This is a genomic window from Paenibacillus vietnamensis (assembly GCF_020169515.1).
In the GTDB taxonomy this organism is placed as follows: domain Bacteria; phylum Bacillota; class Bacilli; order Paenibacillales; family Paenibacillaceae; genus Pristimantibacillus; species Pristimantibacillus vietnamensis.
On record NZ_JAHMHW010000017.1, the window covers coordinates 33,457 to 50,308 of the forward strand.

The following is a 16,852-nucleotide window of genomic DNA, read 5'->3' on the forward strand; positions in this document are numbered from 1 at the left end:
TTTAACTTTACGAACTTTATGTACCGTATTCTCCGGATAACTCCCTTTTTCGATCCAAAAGCATTCTTTACATCCGGACGGGCATTTGTTTACAATACTTGTGTAGCATGGATAGGCGGCAAGACACTCCTTGGGAGGAACGACATGAATGAACTGGAAGCCTTAACGGACGAGCAGCGGGCGAAGCTGCAGCAAGCACGAAGACGCGTGATCGAATCAATCGGCAAAAACATGGATTTATACGGCATTACGTTATCCATCGGCCATTTATATGGAAATATGTATTTTAACCGGGAGCCCGTCACCCTTGACGAAATGAGCGCAACGATGGGGATGAGCAAAACCTCGATGAGTACGGGTATGCGGACGCTTCACGATTTGAAAATGATCAATAAAGTGTGGGGCAAGGGCTCGCGCAAGGATTTATATGAGGTGGAGCCGGACTGGCACCAGAACTTCGCCGACTTCTTCAGCATTAAATGGCGGAAGGCGGTCGAGCAGAACATGAGCGCGTTGTCGCGTTCCCTTAAGGAGATCGGCTCGCTTAGGGAGCAGTATGCGGAAGATACCGCTTTTCTAGCGATACTGGATAACGACGAAAGTAAAATCTACGATGCGTTAAACTACTACAAATGGCTGGAGCGGCTGATCGATTCGTTCGAGACCGGGGACATTTACCGGTTCATACCGAAGGAAGAGTAAGCGGCGATGCATGCAAAATAAAGGCCTAGGCGCTTCCCGCGTTTAGGCCTTTGTTTATACCGGCGGCGGATGATTTCCGGGCGAGGGTTGTGGTAAGCTTATGGGTACAATAACAGGATAGGGGACGACCGATGGATGAGTGATCAACTTAGGCCTGGCTGCAATTCGTTAATCGTAATAAACGGGAAGCTCGTGCTTCCGGACGAAGTAAAGGATGCGGCCATAACGGTAATTGACGGCTTGATCGAAGCTTTGCCGGCGAATGAGGGACAGGTCGAAGAGTGGCTGAGCAGACACCCGGAGGCCAAAGTCATCGACGCGCAGGGCCGTTATGTGCTGCCGGGCATTATCGATATTCATTGCGACGCAATCGAGAAGGAGGTTCAGCCGCGGCCGAATACCCTGTTCCCGCTGGACATGGCTTTGCTGGAATTTGAGAGGAAGCTGCCGGTGCATGGCATTACGACAATGTACCATTCCTTGTCGCTCGGAGTCGGGCTCAGTCTGCGCGGCGATCATCTGCTGACCGGGATGGTCGACCATATTCGGGCTTATGGCCAAAGACGCGCGATGATACGCAACCGGATTCACCTTCGTTTCGAGGTGTCGCATCTGGCCGGATTGCCGATCGTCGAACGGTATTTGCGGGAAAAAACAATCGATTATTTATCCTTCATGGATCATTCCCCGGGGCAAGGACAATATCGCGAGCCGGGCTCCTTCGAGCGATATGTCATGAAAAATCAGGGCGTCAGCCTGGATGAAGTGCGTGTCATCGTCGAGGAGCTGATGGAGCGAAGGCAGCAGGTCGACGCGGACATGCTGTCGCGGCTGGGCAGGCTTGCTGCGGACAATGGCATCGCGATCGCTTCGCACGATGACGATTCAGCAGATAAAGCGGAGCAATCAGCGCGGCTAGGCGTATCCGTATGCGAATTCCCGATCAATCTGGAAACCGCAAGGCATGCGGCTTCGCTTGGACTCAGGGTATGCGTCGGGGCTCCGAACGTGGTGCGGGGCGTCTCGCATGACAAAAATTTGCGTGCGGTCGATGCGATCAAGGCGGGAGCCGCGGATATTTTATGCTCCGATTACCACCCGTCTTCGATGCTGGCCGCTGCCTTCAAGCTGTATGACGAAGGAACGGCCGATCTGCCGGAAGCGGTCAGGATGATCACGCTGAATCCCGCGCAGGCTCTAGGCGCAGATTCCGAGCTTGGCTCCATCGGGCTTGGCAAAGCGGCCGATCTTATTGTGGCAGACCGTTACGGCAGCCTCCCGTGGGTGACACAAACGATTGTAGGCGGGAAGCTCGTGTACAGCGCGGACGTGCGGTATTAAGTCGGATTTCCGGGTGTAGACTCGTGCAAATGCTTATAAAGAGAATCCACCATCCGGCTCTGCTCCGGTTCGGACGATTGCTGCCAGATCATTTCGAACAGCACGCCGAGTCCCGGAAGCGCACGTTCGTCGGCACCGACGGAGTCCTGGATCACTTCGGAAAGTTCCTGGGCCGAGTTGTCCTGGACGCGCATAACGATAGCTTGACGCAAATCAATAGTTTGCAATCTGTATGACCTCCTGCCGATATTCATTTTTTTGCTTACTTACTGTTCCCATGCGCCGCCCTTTTCATCCATGGATGCAGGGTGTGCTATACTTAGAAGATGACTGCGGCAATCATCCTGCAAGGAGGCTTTCGTAAATATGGCCAAAAAACAATACGCGATTATCGGCATGGGCCGCTTCGGCTCCAGCGTCGCCAAGTCGCTCACGGATATGGGCTTCGAGGTGCTGGCGATCGATTCGAGCGAGCAGCGCGTACAGGAAGTCGTCAATACGGTGACACACGCGGTGGCGGCGGATTCAACGGATGAAGAGGCGCTGCGTGCCCTTGGAATCCGAAACTTCGACGTCGTTGTCGTAGCGATCGGACAGGATATACAAGCAAGCATTCTGACTACGCTTATTCTGAAGGATCTCGGCGTGAAGACGCTGATCGTCAAGGCTCAAAACGAGCTGCACGGCAAGGTCGTTCACAAAATCGGCGCGGATAAAGTCGTGTTTCCGGAGCGGGACATGGGCCTCAGGGTCGCGCATCATCTCGTTTCGCCGAACATCCTTGATTACATCGAAATTTCCGATGATTACAGCATCATCGAGATTAAAGCGCCCGAGCGGATGGTGGGCAAAAGTTTGAAGCAATTGGACATTCGGGCCAAATATAAATGCAATGTAATGGCGATTAAATCGGGCGCACATATGAATATCGCCCCGTATGCGGACGATCTGATCGGAAGTGACGACGTCATTGTTATCGTAGGAAAAAACTCGGACTTAAATAATCTTGAAATCGCTTATTCGGAAGGTTAACGGCAATGATAAATGAAAAATTCGATTCCGTGCTGTCTTCGGTTCAAAATGACAGAGTCAAGCAGTGGGCATCGCTGCTGGACAAAAAATTCCGCGACCGTTCCGGCCAATTTCTGATCGAGGGCGTACATCTCGTGCTTGAGGCGTTGAAGGGCGGAGCGGGCGTGACGACGATCGTCTATGACGCGGAGCGCGGCCTTCCGGCCGAGCTTAAGCAAGAGCGGGCAGCCGGTATCGCGGTATCGGGCCCCGAATGGGTGCAGGCGTCGCCGGCCGTCATGAGCAAATGCACGGGCACGGATACGCCGCCGCCCGTCTTCGCGGTGCTGCCGAAGCTGAAGACGGACCGGTCGGCTTTGTTCCGGGACGGCGGAATCGTCGTCGTGCTGGACGGCGTCCGCGATCCCGGGAACGCGGGCACGATCATCCGCAGCGCGGATGCGGTCGGCGCTGACGCGGTTGTGCTCGGCAAGGGCTGCGTCGATCTGTATAACCCGAAGACAGTGCGGTCGACGATGGGCTCCCTGTTCCATCTGCCGATTGTCGAAGCGGATCTGGCGGAGCTGCTGCCGGAGGCGAAGGTGGAGAGTGTGAAGCTGGTCGGAACAAGCCTTCAAGCGCAGCATACCTGCTACGGCTATGATTGGACCCAGAGCACCTGGCTGCTGCTCGGCAACGAGTCGGAGGGCTTGTCGCAAGCCGTCAGGGAGCAGGTCGACGAATCGGTCATTATCCCGATGATCGGACAGGCGGAGTCGCTGAACGTGGCGATGGCGGGGACGGTGCTGCTGTATGAGGCTTTGCGGCAGCGGCGGTTTAGCAGGTAATAGGCAAGTCGTCTATGAGTTTTAAGTTACTTTAGGCAAAACAAAATTAGTCCTGATCGTCAAGCCAGTCTTGACTGATCAGGACTTTTTTGTTTGTGACCGATATAATCCGCTGTGCGAATCGCCAAAGCGATTTACGAAAAGGTACGGACCTATAATTTCGTCCCAGACTCCGCTATTTTTGTAGTCTGGGCAGTCCTTCTCCATGTTTACTCATAATAAATAGCGTCATAAGGAAACTCCAGCTTTTTTGTTCTGTACTCCTTCGGTGTCATCGCCATATATTCCCGAAATACTTTGCCGAAGTAGCTCGGACTATCAAAGCCGCATTGTTGGCCGATCAGCTGAACGGGCAGATCCGTTGTCCGGAGCAAGGTAATGGCGGCTTCAACCCTTCGGTTTCGCAAGTAAGCCAGAGGCGAGGTGTGTTCCAGTCTCTGAAATAGTCTGCATAAATGATGTTTGTTAATCCCGCAATGCTCGGCTAATAGATCTAACGTAATCGGACGGTTATAATGCTCTTTCATGAACCGTTTTGCCTTTTCAATCATCGGCTTGGCGCTTTCCCCGCCAAGATGATTGCTCGTTCGGACCAGCGTCACCATCCACTCGTACACTTGAACGGATAGCTGGAATTTGTCGGTGACCTTCTCTTCCGAAATCATACGCAGGATGCTCCAGAAACTGGAGAGCAGGGGGGAGTCAAGCTCTCTGCGAATAATAGGCCCCTCCTGGGCGATGACATGATCCCAGATTCGGTTTGCTTCTTCCCCTCGTATGTTTAGCCAGATGAATTCCCAAGGCTCCTCCGTATTGCGGAAGTAATAACGGTGTTGGCTCGGAACTTTTACAAGAAAGCCCGTTCCCTTTGGCAGGGGGAAGAGCTGCTGCTCGTATTCAAGATAGCCTTGACCGCTGAGCGTATATTGAAAAATGACATGTCCGATATCGGGACGGGCGTCACCCGAGAAGCTGTAAGCCGGATTGTCAATTTTATGGTATCCAATGGAATCTAGCGTTAATATGGAGCGGTCATCGTTACGAAATGCATAGGAAACGGGTCTAAACATGAACCTATATCACCAATCTCTCTATTTTAAAAAGTCAATTTTGTTATAGTATATATCATAACTTTAATAATGTCCTTCAAGTAACAGATGCAACGGATCAAATTGTCATATGATATGCTAAAATAGATTCGTACTTATAGTTAACACACTTACAGGAGGTCATCCAAAACGATGCTGTTGGAACCAAAATCGAAGCTGGTCATGATCGGCGACTCCATTACGGACTGCGAACGGGCTAGACCTTACGGGGAAGGACTTTTTGGGGCAATCGGGAAAGGATATGTTTCGCTAGTGGATGCGCTGCTGACGGCGGCTTATCCGGAGCTCGGAATCCGCGTTGTGAATATGGGAACGAGCGGAAATACGGTGCGTGATCTGTCGGCGCGCTGGCAATCGGATGTGCTGGATCTGAAACCGGACTGGCTGTCGGTCATGATCGGCATCAACGATGTCTGGCGGCAATATGATCTGCCGGCGCAGACCGAGCAGCATGTCTATATCGAAGAGTATGAACAAACGCTGGAGCAGCTGATCGCACGCACGAGGCCTCAATTGCAAGGGCTTGTGCTGATGACTCCGTTCTATATCGAGCCGAATGGGGCGGATCCGATGCGCAGCACGATGGATCAATACGGCAAGGTCGTCAAAAGCTTGGCTGCCAAGTATGACGCCCGGTTCGTCGATACCCAGGCTGCCTTTAACCGGGTTATGGCTCATATTTATCCGGCAACTCTAGCTTGGGACCGCGTACATCCGAACATGGCGGGACATGCCGTACTCGCGCGCGCTTTCCTGCAAGCGGTCGGATATGATTATAATCGCGGGGCAGAACATTAATCCGGTCAATTTTAAACTAGACAAATATGGAGCCCTGATCGTCAAGACAGTCTTGATGGATCAGGGCTTTTTGTATGATAGGTTTTCAATAATGAATTTTTCTAAATTGGTTAGGACTGAGCTGCTCATGCTTTTTGAAGACGGAGCAGAAGTAGTTGGCATCCTCAAATCCGGACAAACAGGCAATTTCCTTCACTTGCATTTGGGGATTCTGCAGGAGAAGCTCCTTGCTTTTCTTGATTCTGATGGAATTGATATATTGGAAAATTCGAATATTGGTTGTTTTTTTAAACAAGTTACATAAATGATGCGGCGTAACCCCGGTGACCTCGGCCAGGCTTTCCAGAGAGAGAGGACGGTTGTAATTCTGTTCAATATAATCGAACAAAGGCTTGAGCTTGAAATTCAGGCTGGTGGCGCTATTGTTCGGGAGCTCGGACGTATACTGCACGATATCCGTAAGCAGGGCGTAAATCACGCTGGAGCATTGAATCCCCTTGAGTGCGCTGTCCGATTGTCCGATATCCAGAACGTTATGAATTCTGGCCAACAGAATATCAGGCCGGGACACGTAATAAACGCCTGATGCCGCGATACCGGCAGAACGCTTCAAGAAGGCATCGACCTGATGGCCGTCAAAGACGACCCAGTCCACGATCCAGGAAGAGCTTACGGCATAATATTCATGAGCGGTTCCCTTGAACAAGAGCATGGCCATTCCTTCTTTCACCCGATAGGCTTTTCCGTCAAGCAGCACCTCTCCTTCGCCTTCTACGCACTGAATCCACTGATACAAGTATCCATTGGGGCGTACGACATGCTCCTGATTCCAATGCTGTCCGGCATTTACCAGAAAATAGGGAAGCTCCTTATCCGACTCCGTAATAAGCGGAATGTATCTTTTTGTCATCGAGATCACCTTAATATTTTAATATTATGCTTAAAATCATTAGATTGTTGGCTTTTTTCATGGGAGCTACAATTAACAATATAACAATAGAATAAATTTGTCGATCGACGTCGACGACGATTCAACGCCGGATAACCTGCAATTTTTAAATCAAAAAAGCGGAGCCGAACATGTTCGGTTCCGCTTTCTATATCTAGAACGTTAGATGACCATCGTTATTTCCCCAGAAATGCAGCTTGCAATTCCGCAATGTCAAACTTCTTCATCTTCATGAACGACTGTGTGACCCGATTACGCTGCTCGGGCGTGCCCTTGGACATCATTTCATCCAGTACTGCGGGGGAAATCTGCCAGGAAACACCGTATTTGTCTTTCAGCCAGCCGCATTGTTCAGCCTCGGGTAAATAGGAAAGCTTTTCCCAGTAGTAGTCAATTTCCTCCTGCGTCTCACAATGGATCAATAGAGAAATAGCCTCGTTGAATTGGAATGCGTGTTCCAAAGGGCTGTCCATTGCCGTAAACCAGGTGTTCTCCAGCATGAAGTCGCTGAACATAACGAGCTTTTCATTGTCAGATTCCGGGCTTGGGGGATAATGGACGAGAGCGCCGGGTTCGGTATTTCGGAACACCGAAAGATAGAACTCGCGTGCCTTTTCGGCTTTGCCGCAATTGCTGCCCACGAACAACAAGGAGGGAATAATGGCAGGACGCGGTTCTCCGTCCGGATTCGTCAGAATGAGCTGCCAGGAGACGCCGAACTTGTCCTGGATCCAGCCATAACGTTCGCTGAATGGATACTTATCAAGCGCCATTAATGCGGTTCCGCCATCAGATAGCTTATTCCACACCTCATCAATCATTTCTCTTGCGTTCTTTTCCCGGGACGGATCGAAATTAACCATAAACGAAATCGAAGGATTGAGCTTAAATATCGGCCCTGCAGAGATGGACATAAACGGATGTCCCCACACGTTGAACGACACGAGATCGCAATCACCGGAGGGCGTATCGTGTAAGGTTGTCGCGCTTGTGATTTTGGAATCCGGGAATACGGAGCAATAGAACTCCGCGGCTTCTTTCGCTTCCTTATCAAACCATAAATGCGGGGTGATGGGGTGCTTAAGGCCAATCTTGGCATCACTCATGTTATTTCCTCCTTTGGAAGTGGCTTACCTTCTTTGATTTTATCATATGGATGGATAGGACATTTCTTTTAGATTGCTAGTATGGTAACAAAAAAAGTACTAGATGAATCGCCGGGCAGTCCTGCGCAAAAGGGAAGCCGGCGATATACGTTTCCTATGATTCGGGAAGCTTCATTTTTGCTTCTACTGTTTAATAATGAAGCTGCCGCATAAATATCCCGTCGAATCGGGCGCAAATGTCAAAAGTGACCGGGATAATCAATATTCATGGTTTACCGATCCGAGGACGAAAGGGTAATATGAGCACAGTTTCCCGTACATGGAGTCCCCAAAAACACTAAGGAGGTTCAATGCTGGGAGGTGAAAATTTTTCTAATGGAAAGCGCCTTGATATGGAAACGCTTTCTTATAATTTTACAATCGTGCTTCTGTAATAGTTGGAACCGGAAACAGATTTGAAGGGGGGAGAAATTTAGATACATCAGGTCCAGTCACGAGTATGTCATAAAGTGAAAAATCGTGAGGAGTGAGTTCATGGTCATGGGTACAAAAGCTGTATCCCCTATGAAATCGATTTGCGCAATTTTATTGACTTTTCTAATGGTTTTTTCAGTGGCAATCCCGTTTGCACCGAGTTATGCGGATGCCTCGAGCACCTTGCCGGCCCGTCAGGCGGAGTATCTGAAACGTGGTTTGGTTGCGGTCCTGACAGATAACGGCGTCTTCCTGAGCTGGCGCTATTTGAATACGGATCCCGATGAGATCGCTTTCAACGTTTATAAAAACGGAAATAAGGTAAATGCGGCGCCAATTAGCGATTCTACGAATTATGTAGATTCGACCGGAGCGGATAGCTCCCTATACCAGATTTCAACCGTTATAGCCGGTAAAGAAGAAATGCAGCCGGAGACGGTTTCGGTCTGGCATAACGATTATTTGCCCATTCCGCTGGATAAGCCGGCCGACGCAAGAACGAAGGACGGCGGCACCTACTCCTACATAGCCAGTGACGCATCCGTGGCGGATGTGGACGGCGACGGGGAGTATGAAATCGTCTTTCTGTGGAACCCGAGCAACGCGAAGGACAATTCCCATGCCGGTTATACTGGCAATGTGTATATCGAAGCGATTGAGCTCGATGGAACAAAGCTTTGGCGAATCGACCTGGGCGTCAACATCCGCGCAGGGGCGCATTATACGGCGTTTATGGTGTACGACATGGACGGCGACGGCAAAGCCGAAGTCGTCGTCAAAACGGCGGACGGCACGAAGGATGGCAAAGGCCAAGTGATCGGCGACGGCACCAAGGATTACCGCAACGACAGCGGCTATATTCTGTCGGGACCGGAATACCTCACGCTGTTCGACGGCGAAACCGGTGCAGCCGTTTCCACCGTGAATTACGATCCTCCAAGAGGCGACGTAAGCGCGTGGGGCGACGGTTACGGCAACCGGGTGGACCGCTTCTTGGCTGCCATCGCTTACTTGGACGGTGAGAAGCCTAGCGTTGTGATGACTCGCGGCTATTATACGCGCACCGTGCTGGCTGCCTTTGACTATGTTGGCGGCGAGCTGGTGAAGCGTTGGACATTCGATTCGGATGTAGCCGGCGAACAGTATGAAGGACAAGGCAACCACGGGCTCAGCGTACTGGATGTCGACGCTGACGGAAAAGATGAAATTATGTACGGCGCCTTGGCAATCGACGACGACGGAACCGTCTTGTACAGCACCGGACTCGGCCACGGCGATGCGATGCATGCCGGCAAGCTGGACCCGAACCGGGAAGGCTACCAGGTTGTAAGCGTGCATGAACATACGAACGCCGAATACGGTATTGAGATGCGCGATGCCGCAACGGGCGAAATCATCTGGGGCGAGTATACGGGCATAGACACCGGACGCGGCATGTCGGCGGATATCGATCCGAATTACCCGGGCTACGAATCATGGGCCTCCACCATTGTCGACGGCCAAATGGAACCCGTTACCCGAGTCTATTCGTCGACCGGCGAAGTGATTTATGAAGGGGCCGAAGCTCCGAAGAGCGCGAACTTTGCGATCTGGTGGGACGGAGACCTTCAGCGCGAGCTGTTCGATCATCAATGGGACAACAGCGCAGCGAAAGGGATTCCGCTCGTATACAAGTGGGATTATGAAAACAAGAAGCTGAATGAAATCTTCAGAGCGACAGGCACTTTGACCAACAATCATACGAAAGGAAATCCGGCGCTTCAGGCGGATATTCTCGGAGACTGGCGCGAAGAAATCCTGCTGCGGAGTGAAGACAGCACTGAATACAGGCTGTATACGACGACAATTCCTACGGCTTACCGGATTCCGACACTGATGCAGGATCCTGTATACCGTCTGGGCGTGGCTTGGCAGAACGTTGGCTACAACCAGCCTCCGCACACGAGTTTTTATATCGGCACGGAAGCGACGGCGTTCCCTAAAGCGGATCTCGCTCTCACCGGCGGACCCGAAGCGCTGGAGCAAAAGTATCATTTTGATTTCGGTACGGAAACGGCTGCGAATACTACCGCTGTACAGAACACGCTTTATACGGCAGAAACGGGATACGGGTTTGACAACGTAACCGGCATCAACGTAGGCGCAAGCAACGTTACCCTGCCGGCAAACGCCAAATTCGCAGTAGACCTTCCGAATGCCAATTATAAAGTGACGGTCAAGCTCGGCGATGATGCGCAGGATGGAAGCGTGGGCGTCAAATCCGAATTCGTTCAAAAATTGGCTGTGACCAATGTGACGAAGGGCGCGCCTCTGGTTTATTCCTACGACATCGCGCTGGTAGACGGTCAGCTGGAATTTGATTTCTCCGGCACGGCTATTCATGTCCAGGAAATCATCATTGAGAAGTATCCGGATAAAACGCCGGGCATCTCGAAGACGATCTATATGGCCGGCGATTCGACGATGCAGTCTTACAGCGCCATGCAAGCTCCGCAGCAAGGCTGGGGCCAGCAGTTCGGCCGTTATTTCTCGGATGGCGTCGTGGTCGAAAACCATTCGATCGGCGGCAGAAGCAGCAAATCCTTTATGGTCGACGGCCGATTGGATACGGTACTGCGCGAGATCAAGCCGGGAGATTTCTTCTTCATCTCCTTTGGACATAACGATGCCAGCGCAGGCATTCCGGAACGTTATGCGTCTCCGGAGGATTACAAAACGTATTTGGCCCGCTACGTGAACGGCGCCAAACAGCGCGGCGCGACGCCTGTGCTGCTGACGCCGGTAGGACGCCGGGATTTCAATCTCATTACCCAGGAATTTAACGTAAGCTTCCCTGAATATGTACAGGCTGCCAAGGAAGTGGCGGAGGAGCTTGACGTGGAGCTGATCGATTTGAGCCAGCTCAGCATCGCGCATTACAACAAAGTAGGCCTGGCCGCTACGGAGAAGATTTTCCTGTACGCGTATCCCGGCCAATATCCGAAATACCCGAACGGCATTAACGACAACACGCATTTCAGCGATTTCGGTGCGCGGGCCATTGCCGGATTGGTTGCGGGAGCGGTTAAAGACCTGAATGTAAGCATTTCGCCGTTCGTCATCGACCCGGACGTCGCCGAACCGGAGCCGGAACCGGAGAGCCAGCTCTATGAGGAGAACTTCGAGGGCGATCCTGCCGCCATTCAATACGCAATGGTGAACGCTACAGGTATTGGCGGAACGATGACGGGAACGGTTGTGGAGCAAAACGGCAACAAGCTGCTGAACGTTGTCGGCTCAGGATCCGGTAATCGTGCGAAAGTGTTTCGTATGTTCGATGCGGTTAACGGCGATATTGTCAAAGTGAAATTCGACTGGAATACGGGCAATGTGGGCGCGTTCCCATCGGAAGGACATTTGTCGCTGCAAGACGCGAACGAGAACTTGATATTGACCCTGTATACGACCAGCGGCACCAACACGCGAATCGGTTATTTCCCGGGTCATTATGCTCCTGACTACGGTACGGGCAGCACGGCCATTCCTGGCGGAATTGCCACAAACATCACGAAAAACCAGTGGGTCAACGTGGATGCGACGATTAACTTTGCCGAGAAGAAGATCGACTTGACCTTGACGAGCTTGGCTAACCCAAGCGTCACGCAGACGATCGAGGATATTCCGATGAGCGCAGGCACCGCTTATGCCGATAACGTTAGAGCGATGCGCTTCCTGGGGACGAGAAAGGGCGGCGGCGGCACGCTCAGTTGGACAACCCAGATCGATAACGTACGCATCGAAGGCACGAAGCTTCCGCCGGCTTCAGGCGATCAGACCGCATTGATTGCGCTGCATGACGAGTTGAAGGCGCTCGATCTGTCGGCCTATACCGATCAATCGAAAGCGGTGCTGAACAAAGCTTTGGCGGCTGCCGAGGCGCTGATCGGTACGGAAGCCACTCAGGCTCAGGTGGACCATGTGTTCAACATGCTGACGGTTGCGAAGGAATCGCTGACAAGCGTACCAGCAGGCGATATAAGCGAATACAAATTTGATTTTGGCTCCGGAAACGCAGCTGATGGTTATACCAAGGTTGTCGCTAATCGAGCTTACGTAGAAGGAAACGGCTACGGGTTTGCCGATACCTCGCTTGTAGAGGATGAAAACCGCGAAACCGGAAATGCGCTTACGGAGGACTTCACCCGCTTGAGCGGAACCTCCTTCCTGGTGGAAATGAAGCCGGCCAATTACCGCGTAACGATGACGATTGGCGATGCGCAGGAAGCCACGAATGCAGGTGTTACGGTAGAGCAAATGACCAAATTGCCGGTTACAACCGTACCGGCCGGCGAATTCAAGGAAATCACGTATGACATTGCTCTCATTGACGGTGCATTTAACTTTGACTTTTCGGGCAACACGCCGAAAATCAACGCTTTGAAGATTGAACGTCTGTCTGGAAACGGTACGGGCGAAAAACCGGTTATTTATTTGGCGAGCGATTCCACGGTGGCCAATTATGCGGAAGGTTATCGTCCGCAGGCCGGATGGGGAGAAACGCTGGGCGGCTTCTTCAATCTGGAACAGGTCGGCATCGACAACCGTGCGGTCGGCGGGCTCAGCAGCAAAACGTTCCTCGTAGGCGGGTATTTGAACGACCTTCTGCTCGATATTCATGAAGGAGATTATCTGTTCATGCAGTGGTCTCATAACGATTCCACGCCGTCGCGTCCGGAGCGTTATCTCACGCCGGAGCAATTCAAAGTGTATTTGAAAACGTACATTGACGGCGCGGTACAAAGAGGCGCGATTCCGGTTCTGGTCACGCCGGTGAACAGACGTGACTTCAACGGCGAAACCTTGAACAAAAGCTTCCCGGAATACGTGCAGGCGATGAAAGAAACTGCACAGGAAACCGGAACTCTGCTCATTGATCTGAATCAGGCGAGCTGGGAGCATTTCCAGGAGCTTGGTCCGGAAGGAACCAAAAATATTTTCATGTGGGTAGACGGAAAAGAAGACAACACGCACTTGCAGATGAACGGCGCGATCAAGGTATCCGAGCTGGTGGCAAGGCTTGTGAAAGAGCTCAATATTCCTCTTTCCGCCTATGTCCGCCTCGACGAGACAGCGCCGGTGACAACTGCTGTTGTTACCCCGGCAGAGCCGGATGGGGCAAACGGATGGTACCGGCAGGATGTAACGGTAAGCCTGGATGCGCATGACGATCTGTCGGGCGTGGCTCAAACGGAGTACAGCCTGGATGGCGTCACCTGGCAGGCGTATACGGCACCGGTCGTTCTCAGCCAGGACGGGCAGCATACCATCAGCTATCGCTCGACAGACAACGAAGGGAATGCAGAGGAAGCCAAAACAGCAAGCATTCAAATCGACAAAACGGCTCCTGCGATTGCGGTGAACAGCACGGTCTCCAATCTTTACAACGAAGCTGTGACTGGCAGTGCTAATATTCATTCCTATAGCGACGCGCTTCAGTTCTTGCTTTCGGCTTCGGTGACCGATTCCGGATCCGGCGTCGATGCAAGCCAGACAAAGGCGACACTGGATTCGCAGAATTATCTGCCCGGAGAAGCGATTGCGCTTTATACACTACCGCTTGGCAGCCATACCCTGGTGGTAACCGCAAGTGATCTGGCAGGAAATCAAGCGAGCCGGACATTCACTTTCGAGACCAAAGCAAGCATCGACGGGCTGAAACAGCTGGTGTCATACTTCGCCTCCAAGGGCTGGATCGACAACGACGGAATCGTCAACAGCCTGCAGCAAAAGCTGAACAACAATAATCTGCAGCCGTTCATCAACCAAGTGATGGATCAAAGCGGCGAGCATATTACAACAGAAGCGGCGAACTACCTGCTGCGCGACGCAAACGCATTGCTGAAATAATACGGTAGTCTTTTCCCGGAAGGGGCGATCCCCCGGTCGTCAGCTCTGATCGTCAAGTGAACCTTGATGATCAGAGCTTTTTTTTCAGTAAGGATTGGAGCATCCGAAAAGTCGGATTATTGTGGTAACAAGTCGGATTTTTAATGGTTCCTAAAAATGGAATCGGTGTATAATCGATACGACGCTGACTCCTTTTTTGAGCACGGCTCTACGATGAAATAAAAGCGCTTTCAACCTGCCGGCGGCTTACTATGCGGCCATGTAATCCAGCTTAGATTCGATTCAAATTGTCCATCTGCGAAGAGAGAGAAGGGGCCCTATGAAACGATATCCGATGATGCTGCAGCTGACGCTTATCCTGTTCTGTGTAATGGCCGTCCCGACGGCTATACTCACCTGGTACAGCGGTAAGGAAATCATGACGAATTCGGAAAGTGCCATTGGCGAGTCTTCACTAGCGGGACTGAACGCAAGCCGCGAGCTGAACGAAAAAGCACTTAACAGCCTTGCCCAGGATGTGGTGAGGCTGACCGCAAGCAAAATTTTTGACCGGATCCGCAATTTCGAAACGTATGCCAAGCTCAGTGCCGACTATAACGATATGAGCACCGCATTGTCGGTATTAAGGGAGCTCGTAAACCTGAACCGCCGGGGAGACGGAGTATACTCCTCCTACTTCTTGCTGGAAGGCGGGGATTACGTCGTTTCGACCGACAAAGGCATTACCAAGCTGGAGCGGTACGAGCCGACCGGATGGATCGAGGAAGCGCTTACCGGACGAAGAGGAATCGGCGGCGTCTGGTATCCCCGCAGGATGAGCTCGGGGGTCCATGTCATCTCGTACGTCCTCCCTTTAAACCGGTTGTCGACGACGACGCGCGGTACGATCGTTGTGAATGTGCAGGAGAGCCAGATCGGAAATTACTTGCGTTCTTCCAAACAAGGCGAACAAGGCTATATGCTTATGAAGCCGGACGGAACTATCATCTCGCATAACGACAAGGCGCTTCTGCTGACGAACGGCAGCGAACTGCCTCACCTTCAAGGGATCCTGCAAAGCCCGTCAAAGGAGGGGTATGCGTTTCATGAGCTCGAGGGGGAGCGCCTGTTATATACATGGACCCGCTCGCGTGCGTTCGGGTGGTGGAACATAAACATCTACTCGATGGACGAGCTGATGACCAAAACTCACACGATGCAGCGCAGCATTTTCTGGATTACCGCTATTATTATTTTCGCGGGGACCGTACTTTCCGTCTTCCTCGCAACCTGGTTGTCCAAACCGCTGCGTAAGCTTGTCCGGGCCGTGCGCGAGCGCGGCAGCTTGAGCGTGACGAACCAAAATGAGCTCGTGTTCCTGGATGCCGCGTTCAGGAGAATGCAGGAAGAGGAGGAAGGCTTGTACGCCCTTCTGCAAGAACGCCAGCAGGATGCCCGCAGCCTCGCAATCCATCGATTGCTGAGAGGGGAGGTCGCGAAAGAAATCGCCGAGATGCTTCCGGAACGCTATTACACCGTTGCTGTCGTCTCCATTGACCGTTACAGGCAATACGTAAGCAAGAGTAATCCGGAAACGCGCAGCTATCACCGATACCTCCTTACCTCCAAATGCGAGAGCTCATTCCCGGACGGCATTGCGGCGCGGTGCGTTTATCAGGGCGAGGGCAGCTTCGCAATCGTCATCAATTTCGGGCAAGCCGAGCTTGAGAAAGGATTCGACGGAATGAATGGAGCTTTCGTACAGATCAGAGACGCTGCCTTGGAATGGCTTGGCCATTCCGTAACCATCGGCGTAAGCGGCCGGGGCGAATCGGGCTCCATGGTTTCGGAGCAATTGGCGGAAGCCACGGAAGTTATCAAGCGGCGCATGATCGAAGGCAGCGGGTGCATCTTTTTCTCGAAGGAGGAGATCGACCGCGACAAAAAATATATTTATCCGGCCCACAGCGAAAGCAAAATTATGAATTTCCTGGATCTCGTCGATCTGGACAGCATTTTTCAAGAGCTGGATAACATCCGAAGCGAGATTCATTCCGTCGAATCTATTTCTTACGATAATATTTTGTTCATCTATAACCAATTGGCAGGCGTCACCATTAAGCATCTGAGAGAGAAAAACGTCAGTACATCGCGTATTTTTGCGGGGCGGGGAAATATTTATTCGGCCATCGCTTCCCTGGACACGCTAGACGAGCTCGAGGATTATTTGCGCGAATTTTTTAGCGAGATTGTGCAGTACCTGGTGCGGCATCCTGTAGAAATCAACCATGGGGAGCGGATCATCCGGTATCTGGAAGAGCATTTCTGCGAGGAGATCGTGTTCGAAGAGATGGCGAAGGAGATCGGCATCAGTTATTCCTATATGCGCAAGATCGTATTCGACTTAACGGGCAAAAGCTTGATCGACTACACCAATCATCTGCGAATCCAGAAGGCGAAACAGCTGCTGCTGAATTCGGACCGGACGATTATGCAGATCGCCTCCGAGGTCGGTTATTTCAACGTACAGAGTCTTAACCGGTTTTTCCGCAAGTATGAGGGAATGCCTCCGAGCAGCTACAAGGCGTTGAAGTCCCGAACCTCGTAAACGCTTGCAAAGCTGTCCAGGCCATTCGGAGCTTGAGGCAG

General features: G+C 51.9%; 11 protein-coding genes. 7 read left to right on the plus strand and 4 right to left on the minus strand.

Annotated elements, in window-relative coordinates:
* Positions 1-144: 144 nt before the first annotated feature.
* Both KP806_RS22545 and KP806_RS22550 read left to right on the plus strand, forming a co-directional pair.
* The gene (locus KP806_RS22545; protein ID WP_224726007.1) at positions 145-702 is read left to right on the plus strand and encodes a GbsR/MarR family transcriptional regulator; all 558 of its coding nucleotides are present in this window, start codon (positions 145-147) and stop codon (positions 700-702) included.
* 135 nt (positions 703-837) lie between these two features.
* A complete protein-coding gene (locus KP806_RS22550; protein WP_224726008.1) occupies positions 838-2,043 on the plus strand; it encodes an alpha-D-ribose 1-methylphosphonate 5-triphosphate diphosphatase in 1,206 nt (401 codons plus the stop codon).
* Here KP806_RS22550 and sspI read toward each other — a convergent pair.
* A complete protein-coding gene (gene sspI, locus KP806_RS22555; RefSeq protein ID WP_224726009.1) occupies positions 2,040-2,270 on the minus strand; it encodes a small acid-soluble spore protein SspI in 231 nt (76 codons plus the stop codon). The two genes, KP806_RS22550 and sspI, sit on opposite strands and share 4 nt — an antisense overlap.
* A 139-nt stretch (positions 2,271-2,409) precedes the next feature.
* On the opposite strand from sspI, the gene KP806_RS22560 reads away from it, so the two are divergent.
* Positions 2,410-3,075 (plus strand): potassium channel family protein, encoded by a 666-nt coding sequence (locus KP806_RS22560; protein ID WP_224726010.1) that lies wholly within the window; start codon positions 2,410-2,412, stop codon positions 3,073-3,075.
* Positions 3,076-3,080: 5 nt separating this feature from the next.
* Entirely contained in the window at positions 3,081-3,902 is an 822-nt protein-coding gene (locus KP806_RS22565) for a TrmH family RNA methyltransferase (RefSeq protein WP_224726011.1), read from the plus strand.
* Positions 3,903-4,111: 209 nt separating this feature from the next.
* Here KP806_RS22565 and KP806_RS22570 read toward each other — a convergent pair whose 3' ends face one another.
* Positions 4,112-4,972: a helix-turn-helix transcriptional regulator gene (locus KP806_RS22570; RefSeq protein WP_224726012.1), complete on the minus strand. Its 861-nt coding sequence runs from the start codon at positions 4,970-4,972 to the stop codon at positions 4,112-4,114.
* A 171-nt stretch (positions 4,973-5,143) separates the two neighbouring features.
* On the opposite strand from KP806_RS22570, the gene KP806_RS22575 reads away from it, so the two are divergent.
* Positions 5,144-5,809, plus strand: coding sequence for an SGNH/GDSL hydrolase family protein (locus KP806_RS22575; RefSeq protein WP_224726013.1), 666 nt, complete (start codon positions 5,144-5,146; stop codon positions 5,807-5,809).
* 85 nt (positions 5,810-5,894) lie between these two features.
* On the opposite strand, the gene KP806_RS22580 is transcribed toward KP806_RS22575, so the two are convergent.
* Positions 5,895-6,719, minus strand: coding sequence for an AraC family transcriptional regulator (locus KP806_RS22580; protein WP_224726014.1), 825 nt, complete (start codon positions 6,717-6,719; stop codon positions 5,895-5,897).
* Positions 6,720-6,934: 215 nt separating this feature from the next.
* Entirely contained in the window at positions 6,935-7,864 is a 930-nt protein-coding gene (locus tag KP806_RS22585; protein WP_224726015.1) for a VOC family protein, read from the minus strand.
* A gap of 540 nt (positions 7,865-8,404) precedes the next feature.
* Here KP806_RS22585 and KP806_RS27875 point away from each other — a divergent pair.
* Together KP806_RS27875 and KP806_RS22600 are read left to right on the plus strand one after the other, a co-directional pair.
* Positions 8,405-14,224 carry a rhamnogalacturonan lyase family protein gene (locus tag KP806_RS27875; RefSeq protein WP_318153766.1) on the plus strand — a complete coding sequence of 1,940 codons (5,820 nt, stop codon included), beginning with the start codon at positions 8,405-8,407 and terminating at the stop codon, positions 14,222-14,224.
* Positions 14,225-14,543: 319 nt separating this feature from the next.
* The gene (locus KP806_RS22600) at positions 14,544-16,811 is read left to right on the plus strand and encodes an AraC family transcriptional regulator (protein WP_224726016.1); all 2,268 of its coding nucleotides are present in this window, start codon (positions 14,544-14,546) and stop codon (positions 16,809-16,811) included.
* Positions 16,812-16,852: the final 41 nt, after the last annotated feature.

Coding starts and splice junctions, on each gene's coding strand:
- KP806_RS22545 (WP_224726007.1), top strand. CDS start 145: ATGAATGAACTGGAAGCCTTAACGGACGAGCAGCGGGCGAAGCTGCAG.
- KP806_RS22550 (WP_224726008.1), top strand. CDS start 838: ATGAGTGATCAACTTAGGCCTGGCTGCAATTCGTTAATCGTAATAAAC.
- KP806_RS22560 (WP_224726010.1), top strand. CDS start 2,410: ATGGCCAAAAAACAATACGCGATTATCGGCATGGGCCGCTTCGGCTCC.
- KP806_RS22565 (WP_224726011.1), top strand. CDS start 3,081: ATGATAAATGAAAAATTCGATTCCGTGCTGTCTTCGGTTCAAAATGAC.
- KP806_RS22570 (WP_224726012.1), bottom strand. CDS start 4,972: ATGTTTAGACCCGTTTCCTATGCATTTCGTAACGATGACCGCTCCATA.
- KP806_RS22575 (WP_224726013.1), top strand. CDS start 5,144: ATGCTGTTGGAACCAAAATCGAAGCTGGTCATGATCGGCGACTCCATT.
- KP806_RS22580 (WP_224726014.1), bottom strand. CDS start 6,719: ATGACAAAAAGATACATTCCGCTTATTACGGAGTCGGATAAGGAGCTT.
- KP806_RS22585 (WP_224726015.1), bottom strand. CDS start 7,864: ATGAGTGATGCCAAGATTGGCCTTAAGCACCCCATCACCCCGCATTTA.
- KP806_RS27875 (WP_318153766.1), top strand. CDS start 8,405: ATGGGTACAAAAGCTGTATCCCCTATGAAATCGATTTGCGCAATTTTA.
- KP806_RS22600 (WP_224726016.1), top strand. CDS start 14,544: ATGAAACGATATCCGATGATGCTGCAGCTGACGCTTATCCTGTTCTGT.